Here is a 17401-nt window from a genome sequence, read left to right on the forward strand (position 1 = left end):
CATGCATGTCCTGCCCCTGACGCTCTGGGCGCTCGTCGCCCCTGCTCAAGTGTCCTCGGTCGTCGTCTATCCCGATCGCGCGCAGGTAACGCGCGTGAAGAACGTGGAGTGCGCCAGCGACACCACGGTTCACTTCGAGGACCTCCCGCTGTCCGCCGAGCCCGACAGCCTGCGCGCCCGCACCACGGCCGGCACGGCGGAAGGACTCACGTATTCCGAAGCACCCAACCCCGAGGCCCTGCACACGGAGTTGACGAAGGCCCAGGCCCGCCGCGACGCGCTCGCGGCGCAGGTGGCCACCTGGGAGGACGCCTCGGCCCGAGCCAAGGACCTGGACAGGCTGGCCCAGGGGTTCTCCCGCGTGGCGGTGACGCGGGCCGTGCAAGAGCTGGACAGCTTCAAGGCGGACACTCGCGGATGGGGCGCCCTGTTCGACCAGGTACTCGCCACGCGAATGAAAGCCATCGAAGAGGGCCGCAAGGCCGAGGAGCAGTTGCAGGACGTGCAGCGACAGCTCACCGAGGTGGCTACGGAAGTCACGCGACTGGAGAAGGAGCGTTCACGTCCCGTCCGCTCCGCCGAAGTCCGTCTGAGCTGCCCACGCGGCACCAAGGCCCAGGTGGAGCTGAGCTATCTGGTGCGCGATGCGAGCTGGACTCCCGCCTATGAGGCTCGCGCCCACGAGGCGGCGGGCGTGGTGGAGCTGACCACGCTCGCCAACGTCCAGCAGTCCACGGGAGAGGATTGGGCGAAGGTGAACCTGGTGCTCTCCACCGCGAGGCCGCGCACCCAGGCCACGCCCCCCACGTTGATGCCGCTCAAGGTAAGCGCGACCCAGCGCCCCCAGGAGAAGGTGTACCTCGTGCGCGGAGACGAGTTCCGCGCGGCAGCGTCCGTGGGGCAGGACGTGACGCAGCTTGGGGCCAGCGGGCTCGACGCGGCGGCCCAGGGGCTCTCCGTGCAGCTCACCGTCCCCGAGTCCGCGCAGGTGCCGGGCAACGGAGACGCCGTGCGCCTGAGCGTGTCGAAGGCACGACTCAAGTCCACATTCTCGCTCCGAGCCGTCCCCAAGCTTCAGCCCGTGTTCTTCCGAGTGGCCCAGCTCACCAACACCGCGCCGCTCCCGTTCCTGCCCGGGCGGGTGGATCTCTACCGAGACTCGGGCTTCATCGGCAGACAGGCGTTGGAGCACGTGCCGCAGGGCACGTCCTTCCTGCTGACGTTTGGCGTGGACGAGTCGGTCCGCATCAGCCGGCGCGTGGTCGAGGAGATGAAGCGTGACGAAGGCTTCCTGTCGAGCCGGCGGAGCTTCCGCTACGGCTACCGCTTCGAGCTGACCAACCTGGGCACGCAGTCCGAGCAAGTGGAGCTGTCCGACCACCTTCCGGTCTCCGAACTCTCGGACGTGAAGGTAGAGGTGGATGAGAAGACGACGCCTGGATATCGGCTCGGCCAGGACGATGGCATCGCGACCTGGACCGTGAAGCTCGGGCCCGGGGAGAAGCGCGACATGCACTTCGCCTTCCGAGTGACCACGCCGTCCAGCTACGACACGAGCGGGATGTGACCCCATCAGGGCGCGCGGAGACTCCGCGCGCCCTGATGTGCATCACTCCGGGAAGTGGATGACGCGGTTGTTCGGACCGACGGCCCAGTAGTCCCAGACGTTCGAGCCATCCGTCCGAGGCACGACCACCAGGTCCCGCAGCTCGCCGCCCGCCGTGTAGCGCGTGTTCCAACCACTCGGAGACATCCAGCGGATCAGGCCTCCCGTGTCAGTCATGTAGACCGAGGCGTCATCCACCGCGCACACGCTGCTGAACTCCACGTTGAGCCCTTGATTCACCGGCGTCCACGTGGTCGCGCCATCCCATTTCAGGACGGAGCCCTTCAGGCCCACGGCGTAGGCATGCGTCGCATCCCAGGCCCAGACCTTGTTGAGCAGCACCTTGTTCGGAAGACCCGCAGCAATGGAATGCGCCGTGGCTGCCGGAGTCGTCTGGGTGATGTCCGTCGAGATGATGGCTGGGTCTGGATCGCCCGCGTTGCCCGTGTACCCGACCGCCAGAAGATGAGCCTGATCGATCCCGTGGATGTCTTGGAACTTTCTGTTTGAGGCAGTCACCTTGGATGCCAACGAGCCACCGGACTTCCACTCGTAGACCTGGCCCTCATCGTTGACGACATAGACCGCCGTGCTGCCTCCGATGACAAAGCCAATGATTCCAGTAAACGTGTGGGTCGAGACCGAGCCCGCCGACAGGATATCGCAGTTGGTAGCGCCAGCCGTGTAAGCCGCAAGCGTTCCGCCAGATCCCGCCACGAACACGGTTCCGTCCGAGGGCCTCACCCAGGCAGCCCTCCAGTCAGTGGTTCCGCACTTCGTATTCCAACTCACGAACTGAGAGGTCGCCGTTGCGCGAACGGCCAGCGCTCCGTTCTGGCCCGCAATCCACACTGGATAGCCCGAAGCCGGAGCCGCCACCGTGTTCCAGGTCGTCCCGGATACGAGCGCAGCATCCGAGACCTGCTGCCATCCCTTGTCTCCACAGACTACCGAGGGACGCGTTTCCTCGTTCGCTCCGTCCGAGCAGTTGTTGTCCCGGTCGTCGCAGATCTCCGTGTTGCCAGGGAAGTTGCGCGGATCCTTGTCATCGCAGTCATTGCTGCTCACCACGTAGCCAGCCGGCTGACCGCCGGGGGGGCACACCTTCTGCGCGTCCGCGGGGTTCGATGACCCGACGGTGTCCCCATCCGCGTCACGGTGATAGGTCACCGGCGCGGGGGCGGTGCACGTCAGCCCATCCTGGTTCGTGTTGCACACCCACGTTCCAGTGCACACGTCGTTATTGCAAACCTTGTCTTTGTCCCCGAATGGCTCGTCGATGCCACCCACGCAGTTGTCATCGACTCCGTTGCACTTCTCGACCGCGAGTGGGTTGACCGCCGCCTTCGTGTCATCACAGTCGAGCCCGTTGCCCTCGGGACGCTTCGCCACGTAGCCCGCGGGCTGCGCGCAATTCACAACCGGGGTAGTCGTAGCGTCGCCGAACCCGTCACCGTCTGCGTCTCGGAACCACTGCTGGCCAAGGCCCTCGTCCTTGACGTTGTTGCAGTTGTCGTCGATCTCGTTGCAGATCTCGGTGGCCCCGGGATGGATGGCCTTTACCCCGTCGTTGCAGTCGAAGCCCTCCACCTTCGCCGCGACATAGCCGGCCGGCGCCGCACACAGATCCACCATCTGGCTGGAGTCGCCGTAGCCGTCTTCGTCGACGTCCTTGTAGTACTTCGTCTTCGGCAGGCCCTCGTCCACGCCATGGCCGCAGTTGTTCACCAGGCCGTCGCAGATCTCCTGTGCTCCCGGGTACGCGTTTGCGCGCGTGTCGTCGCAGTCCGTGCCTCCGCCGCCGTTGCGCGTGGCCACGAAGCCGTCACCGTCCTCATCCGGCGTGATGAGCGGGACATCCCACGACTGCTTGCCCGCGTCCTTGAACGCGAACGACTTCGTGGAGCTGTCCACCGGCGCCCCTTGCGGCATGCCCGCCGCCGTCGCCGTGCAGTCCTTCAGCTCGAACGCCGTGACGTTGATCTCCACGTCACGACCCCAGTCCGCCTTGCGGTAGACCGCCACTGTCACGGGCTTGCTGCTGTCCGAGCGATCGGCCGCGTTCACCCGAACCAGGGCCTCCTTGCCCGAGCCGTCACGCGCTCGCACCACGAAGCAGCCCTTCTTGAAGGACATGTCGTAGGCGATGTTGACGGCGATGGCGGCTTCGTTCGCGGCCGGTTCGCGGTTGCAGGCCAGGAGCAACAACGGGAGCAGGAATAGGGCTTTGCGACGCATGGCGCTGCAGTCTAGCGCATCACCCCATTCCGCCCACCGCTCACCCCACGGGGCATGACAGCCGCGCCCGAGTTCGGAAACCGCTCCCGACCTCGGGCGCCTGCCTGTCCCCTCTTCTCACGCGCAGGTGAAGGACCAGCGGCACCGGTTCGACTGGCACTCGCGGTCGCTCGAGCAGGCCGCGCCTCGGGAGCGCTTGTTCACGCACTTGCCCGAGTTCAGGCCCCACCCACAGAACTGGTTCGCCCCGCATTGCGAATCGCTGTTGCAGAGGCACACCCCCGTGGGGTTCAAGTAGCAGTCCGCGCTACACCGGTCCGTCGTGCACTCCCGGTCCGACTTGCACGTCTGCCCAAGTCCCTTCGAGCGCGGCGTGTAGCACCAACCCACCGCGTTCAGGCACCCACCACACGCCCCCGAGAGGCACTGCCCATCCCGGCTGCACGAGGCCCAGTCCGCCTTCCTCGGCACGCAGTCGTTGTCCCCCGGATTGCCCGGCACCTCGTCCTGGCAGTAACTCGCCGCGCCACAGTCCCCGTCGTCGTTGCACACGCAGCGCCCATCGAACGTGTCGCACAGCACCGACGTGCACTGTTCACTGACGCACTCATCGTCGAAGCGGCAGCCCTGCCCCAGCTCCTTCGAGTCCGGCGCATACGCCTTGCCGCACACCGTGGGATACGCCTTCTCGCGCTCGCTCGGCGCCACCCACGGCGCCACGCCGCTCGTGTCCATGTCGTTCGCCGCGTCCGCCATCCCCGCGCGCGCCGCGCTCGTGCGCTCCCACATGCGGATGAAAGTCTCGGCGGAATTGTTCAACCCGGTCGTGTCCGAACCCAGGTTGCGCAGGTCCTTCAAGAGGTCGGGCAGCAGGCCCACGTGCGCCAGACCCTGCTCATCGAAGGGCGTGCCCAGCCGCGCGGGGCCGTGCTGCTCCTGCGCGTGCTCCTGGGCATCTGCCTCGGCCTGGAAGCCCGCCGAGCACGCGCCGTTCGGACCAAAGCGCGGACGCGTCTGCTGGATGAAGCCGTTGAAGTCCGCGCCGAAGGCCATGGGCACCTTGAGGCCCTGACGACCGAACTCGTACGCCTGCGCGAAGGAGCGGCTGGAGCCCTGGCAGTCGTTGGCGATGTTGGCCTTGGTGTACGTGCGCGTCTCGTCGTGCGCCGTGCGCAGGCCGAACATGCCGCCCGTGCGGCGCAGCATCTGCACCACCCACGCCGGCGTCGTCTTCTCGTTCTCCGCCAGCTTGCCGTTCATCACCTCGCGGAAGTGTCCGTGGCTGATGAAGAGCGGGTAGTAGTTGTTCCGCTCCGCCACCGAGTAGGCGTCCTTCACGCCCTTCTCGGACAGGTGGGCCAGGTCGATGAGCATCCCCTTGTCCATCATCGCCTGCACCAACTGCTGTCCTTCCGTCGTGAGCCCGCGCACGTTGCGGCACTGCGCGTCCACGTCGAAGCCCAGCGTGAAGTTGCCCGCGGTGACGCCGCAGTCCGTGTCGATGTGGCAGTTCTCCAGGAACTGCGCCGCCTGGAAGATGACGTTGTGCAGCGCCGCGCCGCCGAAGCGGTTGTCCAACTGGTGAACGGGCTGCAACGTGCGAACGCCGAGCGCATGGAAGCGATCGAGCTCCGCGCGCCAGTCCTTGCTGCCGAACAGCTTGCTCGTCTCGATGGAGAGCACCATGGCCAGCTTGCCCTGCGAGATGATTCGCCGCGCATCCGCGGGCGACAGGGCGATCTCCACCCAATCATTCGCGGCGTCGAACTGCCGCGCGAGCTGGAGCTGGACCTCCACGTCCGCCATCTCGTCACAGGCCCGCTTGCGGTTCTGCGGCGGCAATGCCTCGCAGAGGAACTGATTGCTGACGGCGGAGACCACCACCAACGACAGCCCGCCCTGATGCGCTTGCTTCAGCCAGCCTTCCCAGGACTGTTGATGCGCGATGGTGTCCCAGCGCGGCCACTCGCTGTTCGGGACGCGGCGACCCATGTGCAGCCCCGTGTCGCCCTGCGTGCCTTCAATCTTCCCGAGGAACTCGGAGGCCACCGCGCCACCCACGCCGAACAGCTGCGACAGGATGGGCACGCCGCGCAGGTCCACTCCGCCCGAGTTGGGACACAAGTTGAGCAGGTTGCTCAGGTCCATCCGAACGCGCGCGTGGTCGCTCTCCGGAAGTCCTCCGTCGCACGTGGTGAGGGCGCCGGTGTAGCTGCCGTGGAACCAGCCGCCGCCGAAGGCCTCCTCCGCGAACATGTGGTGGTGCAGCTCCGCGAAGCCTGGCACGCCGAGCCCCTGCTTCACGGACGCTGGCGCGGGGGGTGGCTCGGGGAGTTCTTCAACAGGGGCGCAGGCCAGGGCACCTGCCATGGCGAACGCCCATGCGGCACGGGGCAGCCCGGTACGACGAGAGAACATGGGACCTCCAGGGGTGGGGAGGTCCACTTAGTGACAGCCAGGACTCCGAGTGCAAGCCGAGGGACGAGAAAATATTGGTCAGACTCTTAATTCCCGGCCTTGAGGAAGAAGCGCACGGGGATGACCAGCTCGGCTTCGACGTAGGGCCAGGAGGTGGGCAGCGGCTCGAAGGGAGCGCAGGCATTCACCATGCGCAGGGCCTCTTCGTCGAGCAGCTCGAAGTCCGAGGACTGTGAGAGGCGTGGCATCGTGGCGAGTGTGCCGTCTCGCCGCACGGTGACTCGGATCTGGGCAATGCCTCGCATGCCCAGTCGCATCGCGGGCTCGGGATAGTGCTGCTCGCGCATCACGCGCCGCGAGAGCCGCAGGGTGTAGTCAACGATGGCCAGCCGACTGTCCGCGCCCTGCGATGATGCGCCCGCTCCTCCTGCTCCCGACGGAGAGGCACCACTGCTCGCCGCGCTGGCCGCGGATCCAACCCGCGCGGACTCCGTCGTTGAACCCGTCTGCGAGCCCGTTGCGTGCGGCGACTCCGACGGGACACCTGACGAGGGCGCGGGATCCGACACACGCAGCGGCTCGGTGGCGACGTGCAATGGCTCAGCGGATGCGATGGGAGTCGGTGCTGTCTCGGGCTGCGTGCTCGCGACGTGCGCGGGTTCGCTGGCTGTGCTGGGCTTTCGCGCGGGAGCAGGCGGTGGACTCGCGACTCGCGCGGGCTTGGGCGATGCGCTGGGCACGGCGGACTTCATCGGCTGACTGGGCGCGTGGGCGGGCGGAGACGCTGGCTGCGTGGCCGTGTCGATGGCTCCGAACCCGGTCCCTGGCGAGCCGAGATCACCTCCGGCCGTCCAGGCGATGTCCACCGCGACCGGAACGTTCAGGACCTCGCGCGGCCGTGGCAGCGCACGCGAAGGACGGAGCGCGAGGAATCCGGCCAACAGGCCATGCAGGCCCAACGACACCCCGACGAAGACGAGCCACCGCCCCGAGCGCACGGGCGCGATGGACTGCGCCCCAGGACGAGGCTCGCTGACGGTCCCCTCCGACGTCATGGGCCTCGCCTGTAGTGCAAAACCGCCTGGATCCGCCACCACCCCGGGTTTCTCCCCCGCACGCCACCCACCCCGACAGAATCCATCTCCGAATCTTCTGAACACCCCTAGAAGATTCAATGACCTAGACCCAAGAATCTGGCCAGAATCCATTCAGCAATCCATTCAGGACTCCATTCAGCAGGTGACGTCGTGAGCGAACTGCTCTCGCTCCTGGTCCAACAGCCCCGCATCCAGGCCGGCGAGCTGGCTCGGCGGCTCGCCGTGTCGCAGCCCACGCTCTCCCGCCTCATCGCCAAGGCCGGCGCGCTCGTCTGCCGCATGGGGAAGGGCCGGGCCACGCGCTACGCGCACACGCGCTCGATTCCCGGGCTCGGCAACAAGGTGCCCGTGCACGGCGTGGACGAGGCCGGCCACATCCACCGTCACGGCGAGCTGCATCTGCTCGCGAACGGCCAGCACTGGTTCGAGCACACCGACGGAACTGGCGAGTACTTCGAGGGCCTCCCGCCCTTCGTCGCCGAGATGGGGCCGCAGGGCTATCTCGGGCAGGACTTCTCGCGGCGCCACCCCGACCTGGAGTTGCCTTCGCGTCCGCTCGACTGGTCCGCGGATCAGCTCCTGCTCGCGCTGGCGCGTCGGGGTGAGGACTGCACGGGCCAGCTCATCCTCGGCGGCGAGTCCTTGAGTCGCTGGCTGGCGAGCGCACCGCTCCCCGTGGATCCCGAGCGCTACTCCGAACTCGCGCGCTCCTCGCTCGCGGTCTCGACAGGCTCCGCGGTGGGCGGCACGCAGCCCAAGTTCACCGCGTTCGTGGACGGCCGGCATGTGCTGGTGAAGTTCGCGGACACCGACCGAGGTGGCGCCGCGAGCCGCTGGCGCGACCTGCTCATCTGCGAGCACCTCGCGCTGGAGACCTTGCGCGCCGCGGGCCACGCCGTGAGCCGCTCACGCTGGATGGACGTTGGCGGCCGCCGGTTCCTCGAGGTCGAGCGCTGCGACCGCGTGGGCGACCGTGGACGGCGTCCGCTGCTCTCCCTGCGCGCGCTCACACACGCCTATGTCGGCCCGGGCCGCGACTGGACCGAGGCCGCACGTCAGCTCGTCGCCGCGCAGCGGCTAAGTGATGCGGATGCGCGAGCCGTGCGCTGGCTCGACATCTTTGGCCAGCTCATCGGGAACACGGATCGCCACCCGGGCAACCTCTCCTTCCACGTGGAGTCCCCGGGACGGTTCCGGCTCGCGCCCGCCTACGACATGCTGCCCATGGTCTTCGCGCCCGTGGGGGCGAGCCTCGTCAAACGCGACTTCGAGCCGCAGCCGCCCTCCGCCGCCACGCTCGATGTCTGGGCCGATGCGGGCCGACACGCCCTGGCCTACTGGACCCGGCTCACGCGCACACCCGACCTGAGCGCTGGGTTCCGCGAGCGCTGTGCTCGCAGCCGTGACGCCGTGGAGTTCCTGCTCGCTCGCGTGCCCGTGCGGTGATCAGGGCCGCGACTGCGCGGTCACCGAGGGCGGCGCATCGGCCGAGGCATGGCGGCGACGCAGCCCGGGCAGCGCCACCTCGAAGCCCTCGGGCAGCATGCGCAGGATGCGCTCGCGTCGGAAGCGCGACTGAGCCAGGCGCTGCTCCAGCTCCGCCTTCTCCACCCGCGCTTCCTTGCTCGGAGTCTCCGCGCGCGCGGCGAGCGTCGCCAGCCGCTCGGACACCGCCTCCACCTCGCGGTCGATGAGCACGGGCTGGATGTTCCGCGCCTCGGCGCGCTTGCGCCCCACCGCGTTGTTCTCAATCCACACCGGCAGGACCTCCACGTCCGCCAACCCCACGGGCGCTCCTTCCGAGGGACGCACCACGGAGACGCGCAGGAGCATCGAGTCCCGCTTGTCCCCTTCCTTGCCCGCCTTGCCCGGCGCGTGGCTGTAGAAGCGCCCTTGGTTCGCCACCAGGTTGCCCAGCGAGTACGCGATGAACGCCTTGCGGCCCGAGGTCGTGGTGTACGCCTCCAGCGGCTGGAGCACATGCGGGTGGTGGCCGATGATGGCGAACGCGCCCGCGTCCAGCAGCGCGCGGCCCAGGGCCCGGTCCTCGGGGTGCGGCGTGTCCGAGTACTCGGTGCCCCAGTGCACCATCACGAACAGCGCGTCGCACTTCGCGGCCGCCGCGCGCACCTGCTCCGTGGCCTCCTCCGTGGTGAGCCCTCGGTGCATGCGGTGCACCGCGTAGGGCACGAAGGCCACGTGCGGGGCCTCCGCGTCCTTCGGGTTGCTGAAGCCATTCAGCCACCGCGTGAAGGACAGGAAGCCCAGCCGCACGCCGTTCACGTCGCGATACACCGGCGCCCACGCGGCGGTGCGCGTCGTCCCCGTGCCCGTGTGCTGGATGCCCGTGGCGTCCAGATGCTTCAGGGTCTCCACCAGTCCCTCGGGGCGCTGGTCCCTCGCGTGGTTGTTGCCCGTGGACACCACCTTCACGCCCGCGCCCGCCAGCGCGCGCACCAGGTCCGAGGGCGCGTTGAACAGCAGCTCCCGCGTGATGGCCTTGCGGTTGTCCGTGACGGGCGTCTCCAGGTTCACCACGCCCACGTCCGCGGTGCGCAGCACGTCCGCCACCGGGCCGAAGAGGTGGTCCCACCCGCCGTGGTTGAGCGACAGCGCCGCGCCTCCCTCGGGAGGAACCGCGCCCAGGCGCGCGTGCTCCTGGGCGACCGTCTTCACCTCACCGTGTGGAATCACGTCCCCGCCGAAAACGAGCTCCACCTGGACAGGAGACGCGGCGCACAGCAGGGGCACGAGCCACAACACGGACGAGGTCACGAACACACTCTAGCCTCGGGCCTCGCCCCCACTGGCATCCGCGTCACCTACTTCGTGCCGAAGAGGCGATCTCCCGCGTCGCCCAGGCCGGGCAGGATATAGCCGTGCTCGTCCAGCCGCTCGTCGATGGCGGCGGTGAAGACATGCACGTCCGGGTGATGTTCGCGCAGGTTGGTCAGTCCCTCGGGACACGCCAGCAGACACACGAAGCGCAGGCTGCCGGGGCGGCTGCGCTTCACGCGCTGGAGCGCCGCCACCGCCGAGTTGCCCGTGGCCAGCATCGGGTCACAGACGATGACGTCGCGGTCCGCCAGGTTCGCCGGAACCTTGTAGTAGTACTCCACCGCGTCGAGCGTCTCGGGGTCGCGGTACAGGCCGATGTGCCCCATGCGCGCCGACGGCACGAGCTGGAGCATCCCGTCCACGATGCCCTGGCCCGCGCGAAGGATGGGCACCAGCACCAGCTTCTTGCCATCCAGCAGCGGCGCCCGCGTCTTCGCCATGGGCGTCTGGATCTCCTCCTCGCGCAGCTTCAGGTCCCGCATCGCCTCGTAGCCGAGCAGGAGCGAGATCTCCTGGAGCAGCGCCCGGAACGACGCGGTGCTCGTGTCCGCGCGCCGCATCAACGTCAGCTTGTGCTTCACCAGCGGGTGGTCCACCACGGTGCAGTTCGGAAATGCCATGCGCCCTCCCTCACTTGGTTTCAGAACACGGTCCCGTCGCTCTCCACGCGGATGGGAGGCACGCCCCCCGCCCGCTTCTCCGCCGCCACCTGGCGGCCCGCCGTCCACGTCCCGCCTTGGAGAACCTTCGCCAGCGGCAGCTCCTCCGCGCTCAAGCCCAGCCGGCCGCGCACCAGCGCCGCCACCCGGTCCAGCAGCGCCACCGTCAACGCGCGCCACTCCACGATGGGCTCGTCCGCCGGTGAGAAGACATCCGTGAAGAGCCGCGTCTCGTAGGGCACCAGCACGCCCAGGTCCACGAAGAGCCCGCCGTTGCGGTACTCGGGCAGCCCCGTGAGCGCGTCCAGCTCCGTCACGCCCACGCCCGCCTCGTTCAGCGGCTCCATCAGAGAGTACGCCAGCCACTGGGACAACTTGTGGAAGGGCACCAGCGCGTCCGCGCTCTCCACGGGCCCCAGGGACGAGTGCGGCCACACATCGCCCAGGTTCACCGCGTCCACCATCACGCGCCCTGGCCAGATGGGGCCCAGCACCTCCAGCACCGTGCCCAGCACCTCCGCGGCGCGCACGCTGCGGCGATGGGCCGCGAGCATGTCGAACATCGCCCCCGGCCGAGGCAGCGCGCGCGACACGCCGTGCAAGAGGTGCAGCCGGCCCTCCAGGCCATGGAGCGGGTTGTCCTCCGTCACCTGGAGACCCTGGCCCAGCGACTCGCGCGTGAGCCGTCCCAGCGCCTCGGCATCGGCGCGCAGCGGGCGGTCCGGGTCGGACGAGAACAGCCCCGACATGAACATGCGCAGGCTGGCCACCGCCAACCCCTCCGAGCGGACATACGTGCCGCCGCCCTGCTCGCGGTAGCGCCACGCCGGCCCGCTACCCGCGTCCAAGAGCACGCTCACCACCACCAGGTCCAGCTTCGCGCGGGCGCGCTCCTCGGGAGACAGCTTCGCCAGCCGCGCCTCCAGCTCCGCGAGCCGAGGCACCCCACCCGCGTCGAAGTGACGCCAGCGGCTGTGCACGGGGATGTCCAGCGTGGGGTAGGCCTCGCGCGTCACCGCCAGCACGCGGTCCACCACCGCGGGCAGGCGCGAGGGCTCCACGCGGAAGTGCGGCAGCCGCCCCGCCAGTCCCAGGTCCAGCATCTGGTGGCAGCGCTCGCGGATGGCGGCGGGGCTGCGCAGCCACGCCACCGTGGGGGACACGTCCGGCCGTGCACGCGGGGTCGTCTCGTCAAGCATCGAGGTCACGCCCCTTCACGCGGGTCAGCTCCTCGGCGTCCGCCACGGGCCCACGCGTGAAGTAGCCCGCGGCCTTCTTCGCCTCCATCTCCACCTTGGCGTCCGCCGGAATCAGCTCGTCGGGGATGGGGACGCGCTCGAGGATCTCGATGCCCGAGCGGGTGATGGCGTCGTGCTTCATGTCGCTCATCGACACGAAGCGGTGGATGCGGGTGATGCCCAGCCAGTGCAGCACGTCTGGCATCAGCTCCTGGAAGCGCATGTCCTGCACGCCCGCCACGCACTCGGTGCGCTGGAAGTACGTGGCCGCCTGGTCTCCGCCCTCCTGTCGCTTGCGCGCGTTGTAGACCAGGAACTTCGTCACCTCGCCCAGCGCGCGCCCCTCCTTGCGCAGGTACACGATGAGGCCCGCGCCGCCACCCTGCGCCGTGCGCACGCACTCCTCGATGCCGTGCGCCAGGTACGGCCGGCACGTGCAGATGTCGCTGCCGAACACGTCCGAGCCGTTGCACTCGTCATGCACGCGCACCGCCAGCGGCACGTTCCGGTCCGCCAGCGACTCGATGTCGCCAAAGACATACAGCGACAGACCGCCGATGGGCGGCAGGAACACGTGCAGGTCCGGGCGCGTAATCAGCTCCGGGAACATGCCGCCCGTGTGCTCGAAGAGGCCGCGGCGCAGCGCGCTCTCCGTCAGCTCGAAGCGCTTGGCGATGCCGGGCAGATACCAGACGGGCTCCACCGCGGCCTTCACCACCTTGATGTCACCGTTGGGCGCCACCAGGTCGCCATCGGCCTTGAGGCGGCCCGCGGCGATGGCGTCGCGTACCTCGGGCAGGTTGATGTGCGCGCGCGTGACGGCGATGGTGGGCCGGAAGTCCACGTCCTGCTCCAGGAACGCGCGGAACACCTGCGGCGCGATGGCGCCCCACGGGTCCAACGACACGATGCGCGAAGCATCGCTCCAGGAGGGGTGAGGCCCAATCTGCGCGGCGGGCGAGGTGTGCGTCAGGTCCGCGCGGTGGTCCGGCGGCAGCTTGCCCGCGGAGACCGCCAGCGCGCGGTAGATGGCATACGCGCCCGAGTGCGTCCCGATGGCGTTGCGTTTCGACGGGTCGCCCAGCGTGGCGACCACGGGCCCTCGACGCAGGGGCTCGGGGTCGCCCCAGTGGATGGCCACACCAGGAGCCTCACCATCCGGATGCGAGGTGAGGCGGATGTGATTCACGGGCTTCTTGTCGGCCATGGGTGCGCCCTCCTTCTCGGGCGCGGGACATGAATGTGCGAGGAAGCGCGACGAGGAGAGGACGGCGTCAGCTCATCCACGAGCCGTCGGTGCGCGCGGTCCACTTGCGCGTCACCTTCTTGAGCTGGGTCCAGAAGTCGAGGCTGGAGGGTCCGGTGATGTCGCCGTGGCCGAACTTCGAGTCGCCCGTGCCGCCAAAGGAGAACGGCTCGCGCGGCACCGGCACGCCCACGTTGATGCCCACCATGCCCGCGCGCGCGCCCTCCACCACCGCCTGCGCCACCGCGCCGTTGGTGGTGAAGACAGACGCCGCGTTCCCATAGGGAGACGCGTTCTCCAACGCCAACGCCGCGGACAGCGTGGGCACGCGGATGATGGACAGCACCGGCCCGAACAGCTCGCGCCGCGCGGCCTCCATCTCCGGCAGCACCCCATCCAGAATCGTGGGCCCCAGCCAGTTGCCGCCCGCCCAGCCCTCCCCCGCGGGGCGCTTGCCTCGCCCGTCCAACAGCACGCGCGCGCCCTCCTCCTTCGCCCGAGCGATGGCCGTCTCCAAGCGGTCCACCGCGCCTCGGTCGATGAGCGCGCCCATGCCCGGCCCCAGCTCCAACCGCGACGCGCGCTGGACGATGTCCTCCACCAGCGGCTGCACATCCCCCACCGCGAGCAGCACGCTCGCCGCCATGCACCGCTGTCCAGCGCAGCCCGTGAACGAGTCCACCACCGCCTGCGGCGTCAGCGAGGGATCCGCGTCCGGCACGACGATGAGGTGGTTCTTCGCGCTGCCCAACGCGAGCACGCGCTTCCCCCGCTTGCCCCCTTCCGCGTACAGGTGCCGCGCCACCGCGGAGGAGCCCACGAAGGCCAGCGCCTGCACGTCCGGATGCGCCACCAGCGCGTCCACGGCCTCGCGCCCGCCGTGCACCACGGAGAACACGCCCGCGGGATAGCCCGCCTCCACCATCAACTCCCCCAGCGCGCACGCCGTCAGCGGCACCTTCTCCGAGGGCTTGAGGATGAAGGCATTGCCCAACGTCACCGCGATGGGGAACAGCCACATCGGGACCATGGCGGGGAAGTTGAAAGGCGTGACGCCCGCCACGATTCCCAATGGCTCACGTCGGAACTCACACGTGACGCCCCGGCTGACCTCCATGTGCCCACCGCTGTCCAGGTTCTGCAACGACAGCGCGAAATCACATACCTCCAGGCCCTTGAGGATTCCGGCGCGGGCCTCGCCCACCGTCTTGCCCGCCTCGGCCGCGGCGAGGTGCGCCAGCCGCCCCGCCTGGGCCTCCAGCAGCGTGCGGAAGCGCAAGAGGTGCTGGGTGCGCTCGCGCAGCGACGTGGCCCGCCACTGCGCCGCCCCGGGCTTCGCGGCCTCCACCGCCTGCGAGACACCGCTGGCAGGCGTCAGCGGCACCCTGCCAATCAGGGCGCCCGTGTAGGGACTGCGGACCTCCAGCGACGTGGCGCCCACCGGCTCCAGCCACTCGCCCCCCACCAGGTTGCGACAGGTGATGATGCTCTCGGGAAACTCGACGAAGGACACGCGCGCACCCCCCTGGTGTTGCGTGACGATGTGCGATTCATCGTAGTCGAGTTCACGGACAGCACCGCAACTCAGGCCAATGACGCGATGTCAGCGAATGGGCCTAACGCTGTGTGCCGTGGGTCAACCGGTGTCGGAAAGACGACCTCGCGGGAGGGGCTTCCGAGAGGCGCGACGCGTCATCCGCGTCGAAGGCGCGCGCGGGCCATGCGACGCATGCGTCGCGTCGCCGGCTTGCCGCGCGGCGGCATCACGCCAGGACAAGCATGCGCTGGTGCCGCTCGGAGAGGGACGCGGTGTCCACGATGACACGCAGCTCGGCGATGGCCGTGGCGTCCGCGGTGTCTGGATTGAGGCCGAGCGTCATCGCCTCCAGGTACAGCTCCAGGGACAGCAGGAAGCGCGAGTCGGCGGTGAGCGGATCGCCCTGCGCCTTCATCAGCTCGCCGTCCTCGCGCACGAGCATCGCGAGCATCTTCACGCGCGTGGGCGTGCCCAGCAGCCGCGAGGTGGACTCGGCGTCCGCCATGAGGAGCGTGCTGTACTCCATGCCCAGCGTGGACAGTGCCGTCTCACGAATGGCCTTGAGCGAGTCACTGAACCGGTGCTCCCGCCGGGCTTTGATGAGGCTGGTGAGCGCCTCGACGAACTGCTCCAGGGTGCGCTCGATGAAGTCCTTGCGGATGGACATGGTCTTTCCAGGCTACTGGGGCCTCATCCCGCGCGCACCTTTCCCACCCGGAAGTATTGCGCGTGAGGCCATCCGGGGCCTCCTTGGCTTTTCTCGGATTCACATCTCCCAAGGAATCCTGCGCCCACGGACGACGCGGGTCTGGTGCTCGGGGTAACGTGCGCGGACCAATCCAGTTGGGGGGAGTCGAGATGAGCCAGAGCGGAGCGAGTGCAGAGAGCGCGCGGGTGCGGTGGTTGGTCGCGGGGGCGTTCGCGTCTCCCGCCACGGGGCGGCGCTTCCACCTCACCTCCGAATCCTTCCCCACCGAGCTGAGCCGCGCCGCGTCGGGACTGCGCGCCACCGTGGTGGACCGGCTGGGCGCCCAGGACACGCGCACCGTGGAGCTGTCGTTCGACAAGCTGCGCGCCTTCCAGCTCTCGGAGGTCATCTCGGCGGTGCCCGAGCTGCGCGCGCTCCAGGGCCTGCGGGATGAGCTGTCCCGGGCGGGCCTGTCTCCCGAGGCGGGCGCGGAGCGCGTGGCTTCCATCGTGGGCGCGGGCAAGCTCTCCGAGGCCGTCGCCGCCGCGCTGCGCGGCACGACGCCGGCCCCGACGCCCACGGCCGTCCCCACCACCACGTCCGGCGCGGAGCTGGTGGAGACGCTGCTGAACCCTGGCGAGCCGCACGCTCCCGCCGCCGCGTCGCGCGCGGTGGATGCGTTCCTGCGCGCCATCACGCCCAAGGGCGCGGCTCCGGGCGCGACGTCGTCGGCCGCGGTGAAGTCGGCGCGCGAGGTCGTCGAGGAGGCGGTGCTCCTCACCGCGAGGGACCTGCTGGCCGCCGAGCCCGTGGCGCGCATGGAGTCCGCGTGGCGCGGGCTCAAGTGGCTCCTGGACCAGTGCCCGCCCGACGCGGGCATGGCGGTGGAGGTGCTGGATGTGGCGGCCGGGGCCCTGACGGAGGCGCTGGAGGCGGCGCTCGCGGCCGAGCCCTTCGAGCGCCCCGACGCGTGCTTCGTCACGGACACCTGCGACGACGCCGCGCGACTCGGACGGATGGCCCTGCTGGGCGAGCACGCGCAGGTGCCCATGGTGGTGGCCGTGTCGCCGAGCCTGCTCGGCCTGCCCCTGGCGGAGCTGTCCACGGGCCTGGAGGAGGCACGCGACGAGGTGCCCGAGTCCTGGCCGGAGCTGCGCCAGGACGAGTCCGGGCGCTGGCTCTGCGTCGCGCTCAACCGCCCGGTGGTGGGCAGCGAGAGCAAGGGCGCGCTCAAGCGCGTCGCGTTCGCCAGCCCCGCCATCGCGGTGGCCTCGCTGCTGGCGGCGAGCTTCCGGGACACCGGCTCCTTCGCGCGCATCCTGGGACAGCCCGGCGGCGTGCGCGCGCCCACCACGTGGGAGGTGCCCGCGGGGCGCGACAAGGGGACGCTCATCCCCACGGAGGTGATGCTGCCCATCCGCGCGCAGGCGCGCCTGGAGGAGCGCGGCATCCTGGGCCTGGGCAGCGGACGCAACGCGGACGCCGTGCTGCTGGCCACCGCGCCCACGGTGTTCGGCGGCGGCTACACGGTGCCGCTGCCCGCGCAGCTCCTCACGGGGCGCATCGTCCGCTTCGCGCAGTGGGTCCGGGACCAGCTCCCCGCGGGCTCCAGTGGCGAGGACGTCTCCGCCATCTTCGCGCAGGCCGCCGAGGTGTTCCTCTTCCGTGGGGCCACGGAGCTGGGACAGCTTCGAGGCGAACTCATCACCACGGGCGACGGCCGCGCCATCCAGGTCACCGCCACCGTCCCGCCCGAGCACGCGGGGACTCGCTTCCAGCTCGCCTTCGCCCTGCCCATGCGCCGCTGAGCGACAGCACTTCGGAGACACGCCGTGC

12 protein-coding genes are annotated in these 17401 nt (G+C 69.5%); 3 read left to right on the forward strand and 9 right to left on the reverse strand.

Annotated features, from left to right (window positions below; translation table 11 throughout):
• Window position 1: 1 nt before the first annotated feature.
• Window positions 2-1567, forward strand: a complete 1566-nt coding sequence (locus tag JGU66_07875) for a mucoidy inhibitor MuiA family protein (GenBank protein MBJ6760678.1) — start codon at window positions 2-4, stop codon at window positions 1565-1567.
• 42 nt (window positions 1568-1609) lie between these two features.
• On the opposite strand, the gene JGU66_07880 is transcribed toward JGU66_07875, so the two are convergent.
• The 3 genes from JGU66_07880 to JGU66_07890 form a co-directional block, all read right to left on the reverse strand.
• Window positions 1610-3844, reverse strand: a complete 2235-nt coding sequence (locus JGU66_07880; protein ID MBJ6760679.1) for a putative metal-binding motif-containing protein — start codon at window positions 3842-3844, stop codon at window positions 1610-1612.
• Window positions 3845-3961: 117 nt separating this feature from the next.
• On the reverse strand, window positions 3962-6262 hold the full coding sequence (locus JGU66_07885) for a membrane dipeptidase (protein MBJ6760680.1): 2301 nt from the start codon (window positions 6260-6262) through the stop codon (window positions 3962-3964).
• A gap of 86 nt (window positions 6263-6348) precedes the next feature.
• On the reverse strand, window positions 6349-7317 hold the full coding sequence (locus tag JGU66_07890; GenBank protein ID MBJ6760681.1) for a TonB family protein: 969 nt from the start codon (window positions 7315-7317) through the stop codon (window positions 6349-6351).
• Between the two features lie 192 nt (window positions 7318-7509).
• Between JGU66_07890 and yjjJ the strand changes: the two genes are divergently transcribed.
• Window positions 7510-8805 carry a type II toxin-antitoxin system HipA family toxin YjjJ gene (yjjJ, locus tag JGU66_07895; protein MBJ6760682.1) on the forward strand — a complete coding sequence of 432 codons (1296 nt, stop codon included), beginning with the start codon at window positions 7510-7512 and terminating at the stop codon, window positions 8803-8805.
• Here yjjJ and JGU66_07900 read toward each other — a convergent pair whose 3' ends face one another.
• The 6 genes from JGU66_07900 to JGU66_07925 all read right to left on the reverse strand — a co-directional run bounded on the left by JGU66_07900 (window position 8806) and on the right by JGU66_07925 (window position 15544).
• A complete protein-coding gene (locus JGU66_07900; GenBank protein MBJ6760683.1) occupies window positions 8806-10134 on the reverse strand; it encodes a CapA family protein in 1329 nt (442 codons plus the stop codon). It lies immediately after the preceding gene.
• Window positions 10135-10181: 47 nt separating this feature from the next.
• On the reverse strand, window positions 10182-10817 hold the full coding sequence (gene upp / locus JGU66_07905) for a uracil phosphoribosyltransferase (GenBank protein ID MBJ6760684.1): 636 nt from the start codon (window positions 10815-10817) through the stop codon (window positions 10182-10184).
• A 20-nt stretch (window positions 10818-10837) separates the two neighbouring features.
• A complete protein-coding gene (locus JGU66_07910) occupies window positions 10838-12055 on the reverse strand; it encodes a URC4/urg3 family protein (protein ID MBJ6760685.1) in 1218 nt (405 codons plus the stop codon).
• Complete coding sequence (locus tag JGU66_07915) at window positions 12048-13301, reverse strand: GTP cyclohydrolase II (GenBank protein ID MBJ6760686.1); 1254 nt, start codon at window positions 13299-13301, stop codon at window positions 12048-12050. Before JGU66_07915 ends, JGU66_07910 begins: the two co-directional genes overlap by 8 nt.
• Window positions 13302-13368: 67 nt before the next feature.
• A complete protein-coding gene (locus JGU66_07920; GenBank protein ID MBJ6760687.1) occupies window positions 13369-14853 on the reverse strand; it encodes a CoA-acylating methylmalonate-semialdehyde dehydrogenase in 1485 nt (494 codons plus the stop codon).
• A 250-nt stretch (window positions 14854-15103) separates the two neighbouring features.
• Entirely contained in the window at window positions 15104-15544 is a 441-nt protein-coding gene (locus JGU66_07925) for a hypothetical protein (GenBank protein MBJ6760688.1), read from the reverse strand.
• Between the two features lie 191 nt (window positions 15545-15735).
• Here JGU66_07925 and JGU66_07930 point away from each other — a divergent pair, with 191 nt between their 5' ends.
• Window positions 15736-17373, forward strand: coding sequence for a type VI secretion system contractile sheath large subunit (locus tag JGU66_07930; protein MBJ6760689.1), 1638 nt, complete (start codon window positions 15736-15738; stop codon window positions 17371-17373).
• Window positions 17374-17401 lie beyond the last annotated feature (28 nt).

It is taken from the genome of Myxococcaceae bacterium JPH2, from assembly GCA_016458225.1.
GTDB lineage: Bacteria > Myxococcota > Myxococcia > Myxococcales > Myxococcaceae > Citreicoccus.

What these genes read in the sequence shown, in the direction of transcription:
- JGU66_07875 (MBJ6760678.1), top strand. Translation starts at nt 2, where the DNA reads ATGCATGTCCTGCCCCTGACGCTCTGGGCGCTCGTCGCCCCTGCTCAA.
- JGU66_07880 (MBJ6760679.1), bottom strand. Translation starts at nt 3,844, where the DNA reads ATGCGTCGCAAAGCCCTATTCCTGCTCCCGTTGTTGCTCCTGGCCTGC.
- JGU66_07885 (MBJ6760680.1), bottom strand. Translation starts at nt 6,262, where the DNA reads ATGTTCTCTCGTCGTACCGGGCTGCCCCGTGCCGCATGGGCGTTCGCC.
- JGU66_07890 (MBJ6760681.1), bottom strand. Translation starts at nt 7,317, where the DNA reads ATGACGTCGGAGGGGACCGTCAGCGAGCCTCGTCCTGGGGCGCAGTCC.
- upp (MBJ6760684.1), bottom strand. Translation starts at nt 10,817, where the DNA reads ATGGCATTTCCGAACTGCACCGTGGTGGACCACCCGCTGGTGAAGCAC.
- JGU66_07910 (MBJ6760685.1), bottom strand. Translation starts at nt 12,055, where the DNA reads ATGCTTGACGAGACGACCCCGCGTGCACGGCCGGACGTGTCCCCCACG.
- JGU66_07915 (MBJ6760686.1), bottom strand. Translation starts at nt 13,301, where the DNA reads ATGGCCGACAAGAAGCCCGTGAATCACATCCGCCTCACCTCGCATCCG.
- JGU66_07925 (MBJ6760688.1), bottom strand. Translation starts at nt 15,544, where the DNA reads ATGTCCATCCGCAAGGACTTCATCGAGCGCACCCTGGAGCAGTTCGTC.
- JGU66_07930 (MBJ6760689.1), top strand. Translation starts at nt 15,736, where the DNA reads ATGAGCCAGAGCGGAGCGAGTGCAGAGAGCGCGCGGGTGCGGTGGTTG.